Source organism: Pseudomonas azadiae (assembly GCF_019145355.1).
GTDB lineage: Bacteria > Pseudomonadota > Gammaproteobacteria > Pseudomonadales > Pseudomonadaceae > Aquipseudomonas > Aquipseudomonas azadiae.
On the sequence record NZ_JAHSTY010000002.1, the window covers coordinates 151,338 to 168,769 of the forward strand.

Genomic DNA, 17,432 nt, shown 5'->3' on the forward strand with positions numbered 1-17,432 from the left:
GGTCTGTAAGAATCTGTTACCAATTTTACCCCGAAAGGTTGAAGAAAAAGCAAGGCGACTGACGTTGCATGGATCACAGATTGTAGTGAGCGGGCTTGCCCCGCGCTGGGTGGCGCAGCCGCCCCAAACCGATCGCCCTAATTTCACCTGACACACCGCGGCGGTCCTATTGGGGCGGCTTCGCCACCCAGCGCGGGGCAAGCCCGCTCACTACAGACGTCGGTAAATCAGGCATAAAAAAACCGCCTCCGGTGAGGGAGGCGGTTTTGTTTGCTGCGGTGCTATCAGAACAACTTCAGTGCCGGGGCGTCTTCTTTCGAGCGCTCGTTCTGTGCGGTCTGCTCGTTCCAGCCACCGCCGAGGGCCTTGTACAGGTTGACCTCGCTGGTCAGCTGCGCCAGGCGGTCGGTGATCAGCGACTGCTGGGCACTGAACAGCTGGCGCTGGGCATCGAGGAACGTCAGGTTGCTGTCGACACCGATGCGGTAGCGACGCTCGGCCAGGCGGTAGTAATCCTGGTTGGCCGCGACGAAGCCACGCTGGGCCTCCAGTTGCTGCTTGTAGGTCTCACGCGCGGCGAGGCCGTCGGAGACTTCCTGGAAGCCGGTCTGGATCGCCTTCTCGTAGTTCGCCACGTTGATCTCTTTCTGGATCTTGGAGTAATCCAGGCTGGCGCGCAGGCTGCCGGCATTGAAGATCGGGATGTTGATCTGCGGGGCGAACGACCAGGTGCCCGAGCCGCCTTTGAACAGGCCACCGAGGTCCGGGCTCAGGGTGCCGGCGTTGGCCGTCAAGCTGATGCTCGGGAAGAACGCGGCACGGGCCGCGCCGATGTTGGCATTGGCCGCCTTGAGGTTGTACTCGGCCTGCATGATGTCAGGACGACGTTGCAGCAGGTCCGAGGGCAACCCGGCCGGTACTTCGCTGAGCAGGTCATCCGACAGCGGCTTGCTGGCGATATTCGCCGGCAGGCCGGTGCCCAGCAGCAGGGTCAGGCTGTTTTCGTCCTGGGCGACCTGGCGCGTATACCGGGCAAGCTGCACGCGGGCGTTTTCCACCGAGGTGCGCGCCTGGCTCAGGTCGAGGGCTGACGCCACGCCGACTTCGTTGCTGCGCGAGGTGAGCTTGAAGCTCTGCTCGAACGCGCCCAGGGTGTCCTGGGTGAGCTTGAGCAGTTCCTTGTCGGCCTGCCAGGTCAGGTAGGCATTGGCCACGTTGGCCACCAGGCTGATCTGGGTGCTGCGGCGCGCTTCTTCAGTCGCAAAGTACTGTTGCAGCGCTTGCTCACTCAGGCTACGCACCCGGCCGAACAGGTCCAGCTCATAAGAGCTGATCCCGAGTGTGGCCGAGTACTGGCTGGTGATGCCGGCTTCACCGGTCTGCGAGGCACGGGCCGGCACCCGCTGGCGGCTGCCGCTACCCGTGGCCGAAATGGCCGGGAACAGGTCGGCACGCTGGATGCGGTATTGCGCCGCGTACGCGTCGATGTTCAGGGCCGCGACGCGCAGGTCACGGTTGTTCACCAGCGCGGTCTGGATCAGCTGTTGCAGGGCAGGGTCGTGGAAAAACTGCTTCCAGCCCTGCTCGGCAGCGGCCTGGTTCGGCGCCTGGGCCGACGAATACGCCGGGCCCTGGGGGAACTGTGCCGCCACCGGCGCTTCGGGGCGCTGATAGTCAGGTATCAGCGAGCAGCCACTGAGCACGAATGCAGCGACGGCTAGGGAGAGTAGCGACTTGCTCATTGGCCAGCCTCTTTAGGAGTTTGCTTGGTTTCTTTCGGTTTGCGATCGCCGATGGCGGACACGGTTGCAAAGAACAACGGCACCCAGAAGATCGCCAGGACAGTGGCCGTGATCATACCGCCAATCACGCCGGTACCGATGGCGTGCTGGCTGCCTGAACCCGCGCCCGAGGAGATCGCCAACGGCAATACGCCGAGGATGAACGCCATGGACGTCATGATGATCGGGCGCAGACGCATCCGCGAGGCTTCGATGGCGGCTTCGACGATGCCCTTGCCTTGTTCGTGGAGCTCTTTGGCGAACTCCACGATCAGGATGGCGTTTTTCGCCGCCAGGCCCACCGTCACCAACAGGCCCACCTGGAAGAACACGTCGTTGGACAACCCGCGCATGCTGGTGGCGATCAACGCCCCCACCACGCCCAACGGCACGACCAGCACCACCGCGATCGGAATCGACCAGCTTTCGTACAGCGCCGCCAGGCAGAGGAACACCACCAGCAGCGACAGGGCGTACAGCGCAGGCGCCTGGGAGCCGGAGAGGCGTTCTTCGTACGACAGGCCCGTCCAGGCATAGCCAACGCCCGCCGGCAGTTGCTTGGCGAGACGTTCGACTTCGGCCATGGCGTCACCGGTACTGTAGCCCGGTGCCGGGGTGCCGAGGATTTCCATCGCCGCCACGCCGTTATAACGCGAGAGTTTGGGCGAGCCGTAGATCCACTTGCCCGAGGCGATGGCCGACAGCGGCACCATCTTCCCGGAGTCGCTGCGCACGTACCATTTGTTCAAGTCTTCGGGCGACATGCGGCTGGCCGCTTCACCTTGCACGTAGACCTTCTTCACACGGCCACGGTCGATGAAGTCGTTGACGTAGCTGCCGCCCAGGGCAATCGCCAGGGTCTGGTTGATGTTGGACAGCGTGATGCCTTGGGCGCTGGCCTTTTCGTCGTCCACGGTGAGTTCGTATTGCGGCTCATCGTTCACGCCGTTGGGGCGCACACCGGCCAGGATCTTGCTCTGGGCCGCCATTCCGAGGAACTGGTTGCGCGCCGCCATCAACTTATCATGGCCGACACCGCCCTGATCTTGCAGAAACACGTCGAAACCGGTGGCGTTACCCAACTCCAGCACGGACGGCGGCACGATGGCAAACACCATGGCGTCCTGGAAGGTCTGCATGAAGTAGCCTTGGGCACGCTTGGCGATTTCGAATACCGACGTGGACGCATCACGCTCATCCCACGGCTTGAGCATCACGAACGCCAGGCCCGAGCTTTGGCCACGACCGGCGAAGTTGAAGCCGTTCACGGTAAACACCGATTTCACGCCTTTGCCTTCGCCTGGCTCGCCTTCCTTGTCGTTGAGCAGGTAGATACGCATGTCGTCGATGACTTTTTGCGTACGCTCGGCGGTCGAACCGACCGGCGTCTGCACCTGGGCAAAGATCACGCCCTGGTCTTCATCGGGCAGGAAGGCTGCAGGGATGCGCATGAACAACCAGATCATGCCGGCGAAGATCAGCAGGTACACCAGGAACGCCGGGATCTTGTGCTTGATCATGTTGCCCACGCCGCGCTCGTAGCTCAGTACGCCACGGTCGAAGGTGCGGTTGAACCAGCCGAAGAAGCCGCGCTTGGGTTGGCCATGCTTTTCCGGGTCGATCGGCTTGAGCATGGTGGCGCACAAGGCCGGGGTGAAGATCAGTGCAACCAGTACCGACAACGCCATGGCCGAAACGATGGTGATGGAGAACTGTTTGTAGATCACACCGGTGGAACCGCCAAAGAACGCCATTGGCAGCAGTACCGCCGACAGAACCAGGGCAATACCCACCAGGGCGCCCTGGATCTGGCCCATGGACTTGACCGTCGCCTCCTTGGGCGACAGGTGTTCCTCGGCCATCACCCGCTCGACGTTTTCGACCACCACGATGGCGTCGTCCACCAGCAAGCCGATGGCCAGGATCATGCCGAACATGGTCAGGGTGTTGATGGTGAAACCGAACGCCGCGAGGATCCCGAAGGTACCCAGCAAGACCACCGGCACCGTCATGGTGGTGATGATGGTGGCGCGGAAGTTCTGCAGGAACAGGAACATCACCAGGAACACCAGCACGATCGCCTCGACCAGGGTGTGAACCACACCGGAGATCGATTCGGTCACTACGGGGGTGGTGTCATACGGCACCACCGCCTTCATGCCCGGCGGGAAGAACGGCTCAAGGGATTTCACCGTTTCGCGGATGGCCTTGGCCGTGTCCAATGCGTTGGCGCCGGCAGCCAGCTTGATCGCCATGCCCGAAGCCGGGTTGCCGTTGAACTGCGCGCTGATGCTGTAGGTCTGGCCGCCCAGTTCGATACGCGCGACGTCCTTGAGGCGAACCTGGGAACCGTCGGTGTTGACCTTCATCAGGATGTTGCCGAACTGCTCTGCGGTCTGCAGGCGAGTCTTGCCGATGATGGTAGCGTTCAGCTGAGTGCCGGGCAGGGCAGGCAAGCCGCCCAACTGGCCGGTGGCCACTTGCACGTTCTGCGCCTGGATCGCGGCGCTGACGTCCACCGGCGTGAGCTGGTAGTTGTTCAGCTTGGCCGGGTCGAGCCAGATGCGCATCGCGTACTGCGAACCGAACACCTGGAAGTCACCCACACCTGCGGTCCGCGAAATCGGGTCCTGGATGTTGGACACGATGTAGTTGGACAGGTCGTCCTTGGTCATGCTGCCGTCTTCGGACACCAGACCGATCACCATCAGGAAGTTCTTCACTGACTTGGTGACGCGGATACCCTGCTGCTGCACTTCCTGCGGCAGCAGGGGGGTGGCCAGGTTCAGCTTGTTCTGCACCTGAACCTGCGCGATGTCCGGGTTGGTACCCTGGTTGAACGTCACGGTGATGGTCATGCTGCCGTCGGAGTTACTGTCCGAGGACACATAACGCAGGTTGTCGATACCGTTGAGCTGTTGCTCGATCACCTGCACCACGGTGTCCTGCACGGTTTGTGCGGACGCGCCTGGGTAGGCCACCTGGATGTCGATGGCGGTTGGCGCGATGGCCGGGTATTGGTTGATGGGCAACTTCAGGATCGACAGTGCCCCGACCAGCATGATCACCAGGGCAATTACCCAGGCGAAAATGGGACGGTCGATAAAAAATTTCGACATGGATTACTCCCCTTTGCCGGCAGCGGCGGCAGGAGCAGCGGAACCGGCAGGCTTGGCGTTGTCAGCCTCCTTGACCTTGACCTCGGCGCCCGGCTTGACGTACTGCAAGCCTTCGGTGATCACACGGTCACCGGCGTTCAAGCCTTTCTCCACCAGCCAGTAGGCGCCGTAAGTACGGTTGGCCACCAGCTCACGCTGCTCGACCTTGTTGTCGGCATTCACGATCAGCGCCGTCGGGGTACCCTTCAGGTCGCGGGTCACGCCTTGCTGCGGTGCCAGGATCGCCTTGCTGTTCACGCCGGCTTGCAACTGGGCGTGCACGAACATGCCTGGCAGCAGGGTGTGATCGGGGTTGGGGAACACGGCGCGCAGGGTTACCGAGCCGGTGGTCTGGTCGACCGACACTTCGGAGAATTCCAGCTTGCCGTCCTGGCCGTACTCACTGCCGTCTTCCAGCGTGAGCTTGACCTTGGCGGCATTCGCGCCGGCTTTCTCCAATTGGCCGCTTTCCAGGTCGCGGCGCAGTTTCAGCATTTCGGCCGAGGACTGCGTGACGTCGACGTAGATCGGGTCCAGTTGCTGGATCACGGCCATGGAGTCGGCCTGGCCATTGCTGACCAGCGCGCCTTCGGTGACCGAAGAACGGCCGATACGCCCGGAAATCGGCGCGTACACCTTGGTGTATCGCACGTTGATCTGCGCGGTTTGAACGTTGGCTTCGGCCGTCATGCGGTTGGCCACAGCGGTGTCGTATTCCTGACGGCTCACGGCTTGCTCATCGACCAACTGCTTGTAGCGGTCGGTGATGGATTTGGTCTGGGTCAGGGTGGCTTGCGCGCTTTTCAGGGTGGCTTCATACACCGACGGGTCGATCTGGTAGAGCTGTTGCCCTTCCTTCACGTCCGCGCCTTCCTTGAACAGGCGCTTGAGAATGATGCCGTTGACCTGCGGGCGAACTTCCGCGATGCGGTAGGCGGTGGTGCGGCCCGGCAGCTCTGTCGTCAGGGTAAAGGCTTGCGGTTGTAGGGTGACCACGCCGACCTGAGGGGTTTGAGCGGGCGGAGCCGCTTCTTCCTTTTTACATCCGCTGAGCAGCGATGCCAGGGCGACGGCAGTGACCAGAGCGGTAACAGCTGGCTTAAGTTGCATGAAGATCCTCGGGTCAGGCGCGCAGGGTGCGCACAAGAAGTGTGGAAGGGTAAAAAACAAACGGTGAGTAGATAAGTAGCTTGCTACGCAATATACTTACGTTCATGGTTGTTTGTAAACTCTTGACAGGCTTCGCGCAATGTTGACAAAGCAACGCGCTACGCCTCGATTTCATTACGTTCGGCACCCATGACGGTGCCGTCCCACAAATATTCAGATGATCGTGACCGGGCATTAATGCTGCGTTAACGATTGTCTCAAGTGCCCTGATTGAGGTTTTACTGCCATGGTTCGTCGTACCAAAGAGGAAGCTCAGGAAACGCGCAACCAGATTCTCGACGCCGCCGAGCAAGCCTTCTATGCGCGCGGCGTTGCGCGCACGACGCTGGCGGACATCGCCGCGCTGGCCGGTGTGACGCGGGGCGCCATCTATTGGCACTTCAGCAATAAATCCGACCTGCTGCAGGCGCTGCTCGACACGCTGCATGAGCCGCTGGACGAACTCGCCAGGGCCAGTGAGAGCGAGGATGAGCTCGATCCGCTGGGCTGCATGCGCAAACTGTTGATTCATCTGTTCCATCAAGTGGCCCTGGACCCGAAAACCCGGCGCATCAACGAGATCCTGTTTCATAAGTGCGAATTCACCGATGAAATGTGCGACATGCGCCGCCAGCGCCAAACCCATAGCCTGGAATGCAACCTGCGCATCGGCCTCACCTTGCGTAACGCGGTCCATCGCGGGCAACTGCCGGAAAATCTCGATACCACCCGTGGCGCGGTGTGCATTCACGCCTACATCAACGGGCTGATTGGCCAGTGGCTGTTGGTTCCCGACAGCTTCCAGCTGCATCAGGACGCCGAACGCTGGGTCGACGCAGGGCTGGACATGCTGCGCTGGAGCCCCAGCCTGCGCAATTAAGACAAAATGCGTAATTGCATCAGGTTGTGTCAACAGTAAAGCCCAAGGACAGTCAATCGTCCTTCTGCCTGATAGGTGGGATGACTTTATATACGGGCTGGCGGGCAGTTGGTAGGAAGCTGCCTAAGTATTTTGTAGCGATTTTGTTGCCATTCTGTGAAGTCCTGTTACTTAAGAACAGCGCCTATTCAAATGTGGGAGCGGGCTTGCCCGCGATGGCAGCGTGTCAATTACGAAAAGTGTGACTGAGCCACCGCTATCGCGGGCAAGCCCGCTCCCACATTGGGTAGGCGGTGGATGCCAGGTAGATGTGAAAAAGCCCCGGTTGTTACCAGCCGGGGCTTTTGCGTTTCAGGCAATTACAGCGCCAGCGTTGGGTAGTCGATATACCCAACCGGGCCCTTGGCGTAGAAGGTTTCCGGACGCGCTTCGTTCAGCGGCGCATCCGCCTTCAAGCGCGCCGGCAGGTCAGGGTTGGCGATGAATGGCACGCCCCAGGCCACTGCATCCGCCTTGCCCTCTGCCAGCCAGGCATTGGCGCTGTCCTTGGTGAAGCGCTCGTTGGCGATGTACATGCCACCGAAAGCCTTCTTCAGTTGTGGGCCAAGGCTGTCCGCACCTTCCTTTTCACGCGAGCAGATGAAGGCAATGCCACGCTTGCCCAGTTCGCTGGCGACGTAGGTGAAGGTCTGGGCCGGGTTGTCATCGCCCATGTCGTGTGAATCGGCGCGTGGGGCCAGGTGCACGCCCACACGGCCGGCGCCCCAGACTTCGATGGCGGCGTCGGTGACTTCCAGCAGCAGGCGCGCACGGTTTTCCAGGGAGCCACCGTAGTTGTCGGTGCGCTGGTTGGTGCTGCTCTGCAGGAACTGGTCAAGCAGGTAACCGTTGGCACCGTGGATTTCCACGCCATCGAAACCGGCGGCCTTGGCGTTCTCGGCACCGGTGCGGTAGGCGTCGACGATGTCGGCGATTTCAGCGGTTTCCAGGGCGCGGGGGGTCGGGTAGTCGGCCATTGGGCGCACCAGGCTGACATGCCCTTTGGGCTGGATCGCGCTCGGAGCCACCGGGGTTTCGCCGTTCAGGTAGGATTCGTGGGAGATGCGGCCCACATGCCACAGTTGCAGGAAAATCTTGCCGCCCGCGCCATGCACCGCCTTGGTGATGTTGGCCCAGCCACGTACCTGATCGTTGGACCAGATGCCGGGCGTGTCGGGGTAACCCACGCCCATTGGCGTGACCGAGGTGGCTTCGCTGAGGATCAGCCCGGCGGAGGCGCGTTGCACGTAGTACTCGGCCATCAGCGCATTGGGTACGCGACCGGCGTCGGCACGGCAGCGGGTCAGCGGCGCCATGATGATGCGGTTCGACAGTTCCAGGTCGCCCAGGGTGATCGGATCGAAAATAGTCGTCATGGGATACACCTTTCTTTAAGTTTGATCAGTTAGTCACGGGGGCCAGGTCGGCATTGCCGCTCTGACGGAAGGTAATCAAGGTCACCACCAGCGCCAGGATCGCCAGGGCCGCCGCGGCCAACGGCACGCGGGCCAGGCCGAAACCGTGGGCGATCACACTGCCGCCGACCCAGGCGCCGAGGGCGTTGCCGATGTTGAAGGCGCCGATGTTGAGGGTCGACACCAGGTTCGGCGCGGCCTTGCCGAAGGTCACCACGTTGATCTGCAGCGCAGGCACGGCGGCAAATGAGGCGGTGGCCCACAGGAACAAGGTGATTTCGGTCGGGATCAGCGCGACGCTGGTCCAGCTCAGCGCCGTGGAAACCACTGCCATGCTGATGAACACGCCGATCAGCGTGGCGGCCAGGCGCTTGTCCGCCAGCTTGCCGCCAATGATGTTGCCCACAGTGAGGCCCAGGCCGATCAGCAGCAGGGTCCAAGTCACGCCCTTGGGCGACACGCCGGTGACATCGCCCAGCAGCGGCGCGACATAGGTAAAAAGGGTGAACATGGAGGCGGCAAACAGTGCGGTCATGCTCAGCGACAGCCAGATCCCGGCGCCTTTGAGCGCGGCGAGTTCGGCGCGCATGTCGAGTTTCTCTTCGTCACGCTTGGCTGGGAGGAAGCGGATCAGGCCGATCAACGCCACCACACCAATCACCGTCACCGCCCAGAAGGTCGAGCGCCAGCCGGCTTCCTGGCCCAGCGCGGTGCCCAGCGGAACGCCGAGTACGTTGGCCAGGGTCAGGCCGGTGAACATCAAGGCCACGGCCGATGCACGCTTGTTGGCCGGCACCAGGTTGGCCGCTACGACTGAACCAATACCGAAGAACGCACCGTGGCACAGCGCGGTGACCACACGAGCAAACATCAGCACGTTGTAGTCACTGGCCAGGGCGCACAGCAGGTTGCCGACAATGAAGATACCCATCAACGCAACCAGGGCCGCCTTGCGTGGCAGCCTGGCGGTGGCCAGCGCCATGAAAGGCGCACCGATGGCCACGCCCAGGGCGTAGCCGGTCACCAGCCAGCCGGCGCCGGGAATCGACACACCCAGGTCCGCTGCCACATCGGGCAGCAAGCCCATGATGACGAACTCGGTGGTGCCGATGGCGAAGGCGCTGAGGGCCAGTATGAGTAGCGAGAGGGGCATTATCGTTTCCTTGCTTACAGCGCCGCGGTGTCGTCAGCGCCGAGTTCAGTGATGAGCGCCGCGAGGAAAGCCTGGATGGTCGCCTCGTTGCGTTTGAAAAAGTGCCACTGGCCGGCCTTCTGGCTGCTGATCAATCCCGCCCGTTGCAAGGTGGCCAGGTGGGCCGACACGGTCGACTGGGACAAGCCGCAGCGCTGGTCGATCTGCCCGGCGCAGATGCCGTATTCGTGGTTGTGCAGTTGCTCGGGAAACTGCACTTTCGGGTCTTTGAGCCAGTTGAGGATGTCTCGTCGTACTGGGTGCGCCAGGGCTTTTATTATTTCGTCGAGGTCGATGGACATGGCAGGTGCTCGGTGTCGTACAGCGTTATATCGCGATGAGGCGAACTTTAAATCGGTGTATCCCGATATACCAATATGATTTTGATCTGATGTCAGACTGAATCGGTATATCGGGTTATAACGATACGTTGGTGGCAGTGCTAGACTGCGCGCCATGAATTATCTCGCACATCTGCATTTGGGCGGTCACCTTCCTGAGCAACTGCTGGGCAGTCTGTACGGCGACTTCGTCAAGGGTCGCCTGCAGGGCCAGTTCAGCCCGCCAATCGAAGCGGCGATCCAATTGCACCGCTCGATCGACCGCTTCACCGACAGCCATCCCTTGGTGGGGGCGGCGTTGTCACGCTTTAGCCTGACCCGCAGGCGCTATGCCGGAATCGTCCTCGATGTGTTTTTCGACCACTGCCTGGCGCGGGACTGGGCACAGTATGCCGACCAGCCATTGGAGCGCTTCACCGCGCAGGTGTACCGCGTGCTGGCGGCCGAGCCGCAGTTGCCCGGGCGGCTGGCGCAGATTGCGCCGTATATGGCGGCGGATGATTGGCTGGGTTCGTACCGCGAATTTGCGGTGATGGAGCAGGTATTGCGGGGGATTTCTCGGCGGCTTACGCAGCCGGAGGAGTTGGGCCATGCGATGCAGGAGTTGCGCGCTTTATATGAGCCGTTGAGTGAAGACTTTCGGATGTTCTATCCCGAACTGCAGGCCTTTGCCAAAACCCAACTGATCACAGAGGTCTAAATGTGGGAGCTGGCTTGCCTGCGATAGCGGTCTGCCAGTTGATGATTTTTTTGCTGACCCACCGCCATCGCAGGCAAGCCAGCTCCCACATTTTTCAACCGTGCCCGCGTTACGCCGCGAATGCCGGTCGAACCGCGATCTGCTCCGCCTCCGGCACCGGCCCAAACAACGCCTTCTGCACCGCCTGCTGCGCCTGATACGCCAGCGCCGCGCGCTCCTGCCCGGCGCAGGCAATCGGTTTGAGCAGGTGAATCTCCACGTCGCCCTGATCATTGGCGTACAAACGCATCAGGTGCGAGAGCAAATCATCATCGCCGATAAAAGGTGCCAACCGGTCCACCTGCCCATCGCGCAGGTAACGGATCGCTACCGGTTGCAGCGACACATCCGCATCGATTGCACTGGCCAGTAAACGCCCGTGGAAGGTGCGCAGGCTGCGCCCGTCGGTGGTGGTGCCTTCCGGAAACATCAGCAACGGATGCGCGTGTTCCAAGTGGCGGGTCATCTGCTTGCGGATCAACTGGCTGTCGCCCGAACCGCGGCGGATAAACAGGCTGCCGGCCTTGGCCGCCAACCAGCCCGCGACCGGCCAGGTGCGCACTTCGGCCTTGGACAGGAACGACATCGGCGTGACCATGCCCAGCAGCGGAATGTCGGTCCACGACACGTGATTGCTTACCCACAGCATCGGCGTTTGCGGCAGCTCTCCGTGCACCGTCACGCGAAAGGGCAGGGCGTTGGTCAGCCGCGCCATGAAGAACCGTGACCAGCGCTGACGTCGCGCCATCGAGTTGGCGATGCCCATGCGCTCGAACACGCCAAACACACTGGCCATGCTCAAGCCCAGCGCCACCACCACCAGTACCCGGGCAATGCGCCCGTACACACGTAGGCGGCTCATCACATGGCCGCCTTGAAGTGGCGGGCATAGCGCGGGCACAACTCATCACGCTTGAGCAGGATGAACACGTCGGCCACCTGGAAATCTTCATCCCAGCACGGCTCGCCACAGATCTTCGCGCCCAGGCGCATGTAGGCCTTGAGCAGCGGCGGCATTTCGGCGATCACGTTGGACGGCAGGTCCAGCGCCGGCAGCGGTTTTTTCGGTTCGGCGCGCAAGTGTTCGTTGCACAGGTAGCGTTCGCGCAGGCGTTGCATGATCGCGTGGGCCTGGATACCGCCGTCGTGCATCGGGATGCTTGCGCAGCCCATCAAGTAGCTGTAACCGCCCTGGTTGAGCACTTCGGCCAACTCACCCCACAACACGGCGATGGTGCCGCCATTGCGGTAGGCCGGGTCGACGCACGTGCGGCCGATCTCCAGGATCGGGCCTTGCAGGTGTCGCAGGCCGTGCAGGCTGAACTCTTCCTCGCTGTAGAACCGGCCCAAGGTGCTGGCGGCCTGGTGGTCGAGCAAACGGGTGGTGGCGACGAGTCGACCGCTGTTCAAATCCCGCACGCCGATGTGGCTGCAGTGAACATCATAGTCATCCATGTCCAGGCCCAGCTCAGCGCCTTTCAGCTTGGCGTTGAACTCGCCGCTGAACACGTTGAACCGCAGGGCCTGGGCTTCCTGCAACGCCTGTGCGCCGATCAGGCGTTCGGCTTGCAGGCGGCGTTCATTGCCGGTGTCGCTGATGCGGGCGATCTGAGTCATGGCGAGTCTCCGAGTGCCGGCCACGATTTCGGCCGGTCGACTTTGTTGTCCAAAGTCAGGCTATGGAGGCCCGGTGTCATCTCCATGAAGTTATGGTGACGCTTGGATGACAGCGCTCTGTGTCGCAAATCTGTCATCGGCGCAGGCTACGCTCGCGGGCTTGAATGCCCCCTTGAGTCTGCGTCCATGGTCAGAGGCCTGCTGTGCGTTGTGCTGCTGTTTTTCACCGTTACTGCCCATGCCGAAGCCTGGCCCGATAAGGACTGGACCACAGGCACACCGCTCACGGGCCCCGCTGTCGAGGCCTTGGAGGCCTACGCTTTCCCCGCCCGGGACGACACTACCCGCCAAGGCATTCGCACCGACGCGTTGCTGGTGATTCGCGACGGCGTGGTGATCTATGAACGTTATGCCGCGCCCACCACCGCCAGCACACCGCACCTGACCTGGTCCATCAGCAAAAGCCTGATGGCCACCGTGCTGGGCGTGGCCTACGGCGATAATCGCTTCAAGTTGACCGACCCGGTGGCGCGCTTCTACCCGCCGATGAAGCAGCACCCGATGGTGACCATGGCTGACTTGCTGCACTGGGCTTCCGGACTGGACTGGCAGGAAGACTACGAATACGCGCCGCTGAAATCCTCGGTGGTGGCGATGCTCTACACCCGTGGCCGCGCCGATATGGCTGACTTTGCCGCGGATACGGAGGCGGCCAGCGCACCCGGCCAGGCCTTTCGTTACTCCAGCGGCGACACCAATATCCTGTCCGCCGCGCTCAAAGGCATGCTCGGCCTCAAGGCCTACCTGAGCTACCCCTGGGACGCGCTCTTCAAACCCTTGGGCATCCGCACCGCCACCTGGGAAACCGACGCCGATGAAACCTTTGTCGCCTCGTCCTACGCCTACCTCACCGCCCGCGACCTGGCGCGCGTCGGCCTGCTCATGGCGCGGGATGGTCGTTGGGGCGATCAACAGTTGCTGCCAAAGGATTGGGTGACCTTCAATCGCCAGCCGTTCGATAAATACAAAACCGGCCAGGACGAAGCCGTCCCCGGTGGCCATTGGTGGCTCAACCAAGGCGCACCGCAGCCCTGGCCCGACGCACCCGCCGACACCTTCGCCGCTCTCGGCCACTGGGGGCAGGCGCTGTACGTGATGCCCGACGAACGCCTGGTGATCGTGCGCTACGGTGACGACCGCGACGGCACTTATCGCCATAACGAACTGCTCAAGCGCGTGCTCGCGGCGGTGCAGCCATGATTCGTCGTCGACCGTTTACCAGCCTGCTGCTGGTGCTGCTGCTCGTGTTGCTGGGCTGGATCTGGCACGAGCGCGTCAACCTGCAAGCCTTCCCCGACATCATCGCGGCGTACACGGCCAAGGAATATTGCTCGTGCCGGTATGTGATGAATAATCCTGCGCAGTATTGCCTGGGGTATGTGAAACAGTACGTGCCGACCAGTGCGTTCAGCGACAACCCGGAGCGCAGTGAAGTGACGGCGAGTGGGTTGGGGAGGACGCACAGTGCACGGTGGTTAGGGGATCGGCAGGGGTGTCGGCTGTTGCCGTGAGGTTTCATTGGGCACTTCCACTTAATCAATCCCAATAGGCGGTCCTCCCCGCCTGGATCACCGAAACTCCACCAGCACGGCTGCAACTATCGCCCAAGGTAAAGCAATGAACGCCAGCGTAATAATTGAAAGCAGATGACGTTTCAGGTGAGGTGGAAAGTTTTTCAGATCGATTGGGTCAAGTTCTCCGTTGATGAGGGATGCCCTTGGCCACACTATCATCCCGGCGATTTTTGCCATCTCCAATAGGGACCAAATCAAACCTCGTTTCCCCAGGCTATCGCCCCAGATATAGATATAACGGCTGTTCTTTAAGGCTTGTTTTATGGACTCCAAGTGACGGTGGGTAAGATATAGGCTGTAGGAAAGGCCGACAGCGGATAGCAGAGTTGGCCCTCCCATAACAATGATCGCAATCCAAGTTGGCCAAGTATCGATACTGGTCATGGTTCTGTTGCCTCATATATTTTCTCACCTATGTATTCGCCACTCTTACCGCCGATAGTCGTACCTATCCATGCGCCAGCCCCTACGATGGCCGCGACACAGATAACTCCACCGATTCCCCCAGTGGCGACGCCAATCCCTAGGCAGATCGAACCACTGGCAGAACCGGCTGCCAATCCACTAAAAGCGCCAACAAATGTAGACCCAACAAACTTGCCCGCTTCAGTAAACTTGATCTTCTCGCAAGCCGCCTCAGAACCACTGCTGCATACCTGCTCAATAGCCAGCACCGAAGAAACGCCGCCAATGCCAATGGCAAGATAGCCTCCCGCCTTCATATATTGGGTGGCACGACTGATCGCCTCCACATGAGCGGAATACCCCGGAATCTGCCCTGGGGCTCCGGCCTTGTCCCAATGGTGTACCAAACTTCGGCTGGAAATACCGAGCGCAGTTTTCAGCTTGGGATGATCGCCCAGCGTGGTCTGGCCACGCAGTCGAGTGGAGTTCAACAGGTGGGCGTCCAGTTTAGCGAGCAGACGCTGGCGTTCGGCGAAGAACTGCGGCGATTTGAGGTGGCCGTGCAGGCGATATTGTTCTTGATGCAAGCGCTCGATGGCTTGCAAGGTGTTGCGCAGGTTGGTCAGATGCGTCTCCATCACCATGGCACTGACGCCCAGCCAGGTCGAGGTGTGGCCGATGAAGCCAGCTATTTCGGCGCCGTGCCGATGCAGGAAGTCAGCCTCATCCGGCGTGAGGGAATCAAGGGCCGCGTCCACCTGTTGAGCGGCCTGCATCAGTTGCGATTCCTGATAGGTGCAGGAGGTATTGTCGGGGTCGCTGAGCACTATCATCGAGCCGGCTTTAACGCTTGCGGTGCCAGGATTGAGCGCCTGGAATTTGCGCATCACAGCCGGATCAGGCGTGGGAAAGAGTATTTTCTCCAAAGCTTCGCGGCTCATGCTCTGGGGTACGATATAGAATCCGGGTTCCTGGCCTGGTTGGCCTTTAAATGCAAGAGGCGGCACATTGTTTGACGCTGCAAAGTTGGATTGTTGCGGCAATGCCGAGTGATGACTTGCCGATGATGGAGTCGGTTCAGGGTTACGCCTGTTTGATTGCGATGGATAACCTTCGTTGCTGTAGGTGGCGGTGTACACCGAGGGAATCAGCTTGGCTCGGCATGGGCAACTGCTGAAGCTGTCCAGTGTGCCAGCCACAAGCTTGCCATGGCTTTCAAAATGCGAAATCCCGCCGAGAATTTGGTAGGTCCCTTCATGCTTCCCACAAGTAACCCGGTCACCTTCGCGGGCATGGAGGAGACCATGTATATCTACTCTTGGATCACCGTCCAGAACTTCTCCGCCGCAGCTGGTTTTGTCACCCTTGCCAATGAAATAACCTTCGATCATTGTTTTGCCCTTTATCCATGGAGTTTTTGGCCATACTTTCCTGCTTGTCTCGATAAGAAAATTTATGCGTGATGCATTTCAATCGAGGTAATCGAGTAAGAAGAAGTCAGTGGCAAGCCAAACTTTGGAGAGGGATTTACTTAGGGTAAAGTCGGACGGTTCCCATGGTTCCGTCGTAAAAGTCTGATAGATCAGCGGCGCCCGGTGCAGTGCACCGGGCGGGTACTAATTACTGCTTACTGCGGGTTTGGAGCCTCGGGCTGCATCGCCAGCAGCAGGTCATCAACGATGGCTTTACCCATTTCGCCCAGGTAATGCGAAGCGAATGCAAATTTCTCTGCCTTAGGGTCCATGGCGGCCTCAAGCGAGAGCATTTTGGCGTAATAGAGCACGTGGGATGCGTGTTCGAGGGCTTCCACAATCGGAACTCCGGCATTGACGCGGAACACTTTCAAATGGCTTTTGTTTTCACCGCAGTCTGCGAAGGTCACGGCACCGACGGTTTCGGCTGAGGGTATTTCGTACGGCATAAGCTTGCTCCTTTGGTACACCAAAAAAGCTGCCAGTCACGATTCCAAGCGTGGGGGTGGCAGCTGTACGCAGGTTGGAATCCGAGAAGAAGCGACTCGGCAGGCACAAGGCCTCCCACGCACAGCCGCCATAAAGCACAAACAGCGGGCACAAAAAAGCGCCGACTGATTGCATGACGACGCTGTAGCGTCTTCTTTCTCGGGATTCCACGCCCGGTCGCTGATGAGCAGCGACGCGGCAGAGGTTAACGCTATATAGGTGGTGTCGCAACCCAGTGGCAAATTGCTTTCCTGTGGGAGTTGGCTTGCCTGCTATACAGACACCTCGGTGTGACGGCAGGACCGCAGTTGATCGTTCCCACGCTCCGCGTGGTAATGCATCCCGTGACGCTCTGCGTCACCTTGTACCCATCGAGCTATTCGGCGGGACGCGGAGCGTCCCAGGCGGCATTCCCACGCAGAGCATGGGAACGATCAAAAATCGTCGCACCGCCGCTCCCACATTGGATTTGCGCCACTCATTCGATTGCGCTTAAGGTTCGTCCAGGTTTTTCGCCCCACGAGTCTTTATGTTCAACGCTTCTGTCATCAAACCCCTGGCCCTCGCCCTGCTGGCCGCTGCCACCGTGCCTGCCCACGCCGACTGGTACCTGGATAACGAATCCTCACGCCTGTCGTTCGCCACCACCAAAAACACCGAGATTGCCGAGGTGCATCGCTTCCTGGTGCTGCACGGCAAGGTCGACGGCAAGGGCGCGGCGCATGTGGAGGTGGAGCTGGAGTCGGTCAACAGCGGTATCCCGTTGCGCGATGAGCGCATGCGTAATCAGCTGTTCGAGATCAAGACCTTTCCCGAAGCGCTGATCAGCACGCAGATCAATCTGCAACCGATCAATGACCTGGCTCCCGGCGCGCAGTTGGAGTTGCGCCTGCCGCTGAACGTCACTCTCCACGGCAAGACCCAGACCTACAGCGCCGAGCTGCTGGCGACGCGCCTGGACGACCGCCGCTTCCAGGTGGTGACCCTGGAGCCGGTGGTGCTGCATGCCGAGGATTTCGACCTCGCGCCAGGCGTGGCCGCGCTGCGCAAGGCCGCAGGGCTTAAATCGATCAGTTTGTCGGTGCCGGTGGGTGCGGTGCTGATTTTCACGGCGCGCTGAC

General features: G+C 60.7%; 16 protein-coding genes. 5 read left to right on the plus strand and 11 right to left on the minus strand.

Translation table 11 applies throughout. From position 1 onward, the window contains the following. Positions 1–284: 284 nt before the first annotated feature. From adeC to KVG91_RS17045, 3 genes are read right to left on the minus strand one after another with little or no spacing between them, the layout of a single operon-like run. Positions 285–1,742, minus strand: a complete 1,458-nt coding sequence (gene adeC / locus KVG91_RS17035) for an AdeC/AdeK/OprM family multidrug efflux complex outer membrane factor (RefSeq protein WP_169377200.1) — start codon at positions 1,740–1,742, stop codon at positions 285–287. Next, complete coding sequence (locus KVG91_RS17040; RefSeq protein ID WP_169377201.1) at positions 1,739–4,900, minus strand: efflux RND transporter permease subunit; 3,162 nt, start codon at positions 4,898–4,900, stop codon at positions 1,739–1,741. The genes adeC and KVG91_RS17040 overlap by 4 nt, the downstream gene beginning before the upstream one ends. A 3-nt stretch (positions 4,901–4,903) precedes the next feature. Next, positions 4,904–6,049, minus strand: a complete 1,146-nt coding sequence (locus KVG91_RS17045) for an efflux RND transporter periplasmic adaptor subunit (RefSeq protein ID WP_169377202.1) — start codon at positions 6,047–6,049, stop codon at positions 4,904–4,906. 286 nt (positions 6,050–6,335) lie between these two features. Between KVG91_RS17045 and KVG91_RS17050 the strand changes: the two genes are divergently transcribed. Continuing rightward, a complete protein-coding gene (locus KVG91_RS17050; RefSeq protein WP_169377203.1) occupies positions 6,336–6,968 on the plus strand; it encodes a TetR family transcriptional regulator in 633 nt (210 codons plus the stop codon). Between the two features lie 359 nt (positions 6,969–7,327). Here KVG91_RS17050 and KVG91_RS17055 read toward each other — a convergent pair whose 3' ends face one another. From KVG91_RS17055 to KVG91_RS17065, 3 genes are read right to left on the minus strand one after another with little or no spacing between them, the layout of a single operon-like run. Beyond that, on the minus strand, positions 7,328–8,383 hold the full coding sequence (locus KVG91_RS17055) for an alkene reductase (protein WP_169377204.1): 1,056 nt from the start codon (positions 8,381–8,383) through the stop codon (positions 7,328–7,330). A 25-nt stretch (positions 8,384–8,408) separates the two neighbouring features. Then, a complete protein-coding gene (locus tag KVG91_RS17060) occupies positions 8,409–9,575 on the minus strand; it encodes an MFS transporter (RefSeq protein ID WP_169377205.1) in 1,167 nt (388 codons plus the stop codon). A 14-nt stretch (positions 9,576–9,589) separates the two neighbouring features. After that, positions 9,590–9,916 (minus strand): ArsR/SmtB family transcription factor, encoded by a 327-nt coding sequence (locus KVG91_RS17065; RefSeq protein ID WP_169377206.1) that lies wholly within the window; start codon positions 9,914–9,916, stop codon positions 9,590–9,592. A gap of 154 nt (positions 9,917–10,070) precedes the next feature. On the opposite strand from KVG91_RS17065, the gene KVG91_RS17070 reads away from it, so the two are divergent. Next, positions 10,071–10,655, plus strand: coding sequence for an acyl carrier protein phosphodiesterase (locus tag KVG91_RS17070; RefSeq protein ID WP_169377207.1), 585 nt, complete (start codon positions 10,071–10,073; stop codon positions 10,653–10,655). Between the two features lie 109 nt (positions 10,656–10,764). On the opposite strand, the gene KVG91_RS17075 is transcribed toward KVG91_RS17070, so the two are convergent. Together KVG91_RS17075 and olsB are read right to left on the minus strand one after the other, a co-directional pair. Further along, positions 10,765–11,556, minus strand: coding sequence for a lysophospholipid acyltransferase family protein (locus tag KVG91_RS17075; RefSeq protein WP_169377208.1), 792 nt, complete (start codon positions 11,554–11,556; stop codon positions 10,765–10,767). Continuing rightward, positions 11,556–12,311: an L-ornithine N(alpha)-acyltransferase gene (gene olsB, locus KVG91_RS17080; RefSeq protein WP_076950140.1), complete on the minus strand. Its 756-nt coding sequence runs from the start codon at positions 12,309–12,311 to the stop codon at positions 11,556–11,558. Before olsB ends, KVG91_RS17075 begins: the two co-directional genes overlap by 1 nt. Before the next feature lie 186 nt (positions 12,312–12,497). On the opposite strand from olsB, the gene KVG91_RS17085 reads away from it, so the two are divergent. Together KVG91_RS17085 and KVG91_RS17090 are read left to right on the plus strand one after the other, a co-directional pair. Continuing rightward, the gene (locus tag KVG91_RS17085; RefSeq protein ID WP_169377209.1) at positions 12,498–13,571 is read left to right on the plus strand and encodes a serine hydrolase domain-containing protein; all 1,074 of its coding nucleotides are present in this window, start codon (positions 12,498–12,500) and stop codon (positions 13,569–13,571) included. Next, positions 13,568–13,882 (plus strand): amidase, encoded by a 315-nt coding sequence (locus KVG91_RS17090; protein ID WP_169377210.1) that lies wholly within the window; start codon positions 13,568–13,570, stop codon positions 13,880–13,882. The genes KVG91_RS17085 and KVG91_RS17090 overlap by 4 nt, the downstream gene beginning before the upstream one ends. A gap of 57 nt (positions 13,883–13,939) precedes the next feature. Here KVG91_RS17090 and KVG91_RS17095 read toward each other — a convergent pair whose 3' ends face one another. The 3 genes from KVG91_RS17095 to KVG91_RS17105 form a co-directional block, all read right to left on the minus strand. Then, entirely contained in the window at positions 13,940–14,329 is a 390-nt protein-coding gene (locus KVG91_RS17095; RefSeq protein WP_169377211.1) for a hypothetical protein, read from the minus strand. Beyond that, entirely contained in the window at positions 14,326–15,741 is a 1,416-nt protein-coding gene (locus tag KVG91_RS17100; protein ID WP_169377212.1) for a PAAR domain-containing protein, read from the minus strand. Before KVG91_RS17100 ends, KVG91_RS17095 begins: the two co-directional genes overlap by 4 nt. Positions 15,742–15,977: 236 nt before the next feature. Further along, positions 15,978–16,271, minus strand: a complete 294-nt coding sequence (locus tag KVG91_RS17105; protein WP_169377213.1) for a DUF3077 domain-containing protein — start codon at positions 16,269–16,271, stop codon at positions 15,978–15,980. Between the two features lie 569 nt (positions 16,272–16,840). On the opposite strand from KVG91_RS17105, the gene KVG91_RS17110 reads away from it, so the two are divergent. After that, on the plus strand, positions 16,841–17,431 hold the full coding sequence (locus KVG91_RS17110; protein ID WP_169377214.1) for a YceI family protein: 591 nt from the start codon (positions 16,841–16,843) through the stop codon (positions 17,429–17,431). Position 17,432: the final 1 nt, after the last annotated feature.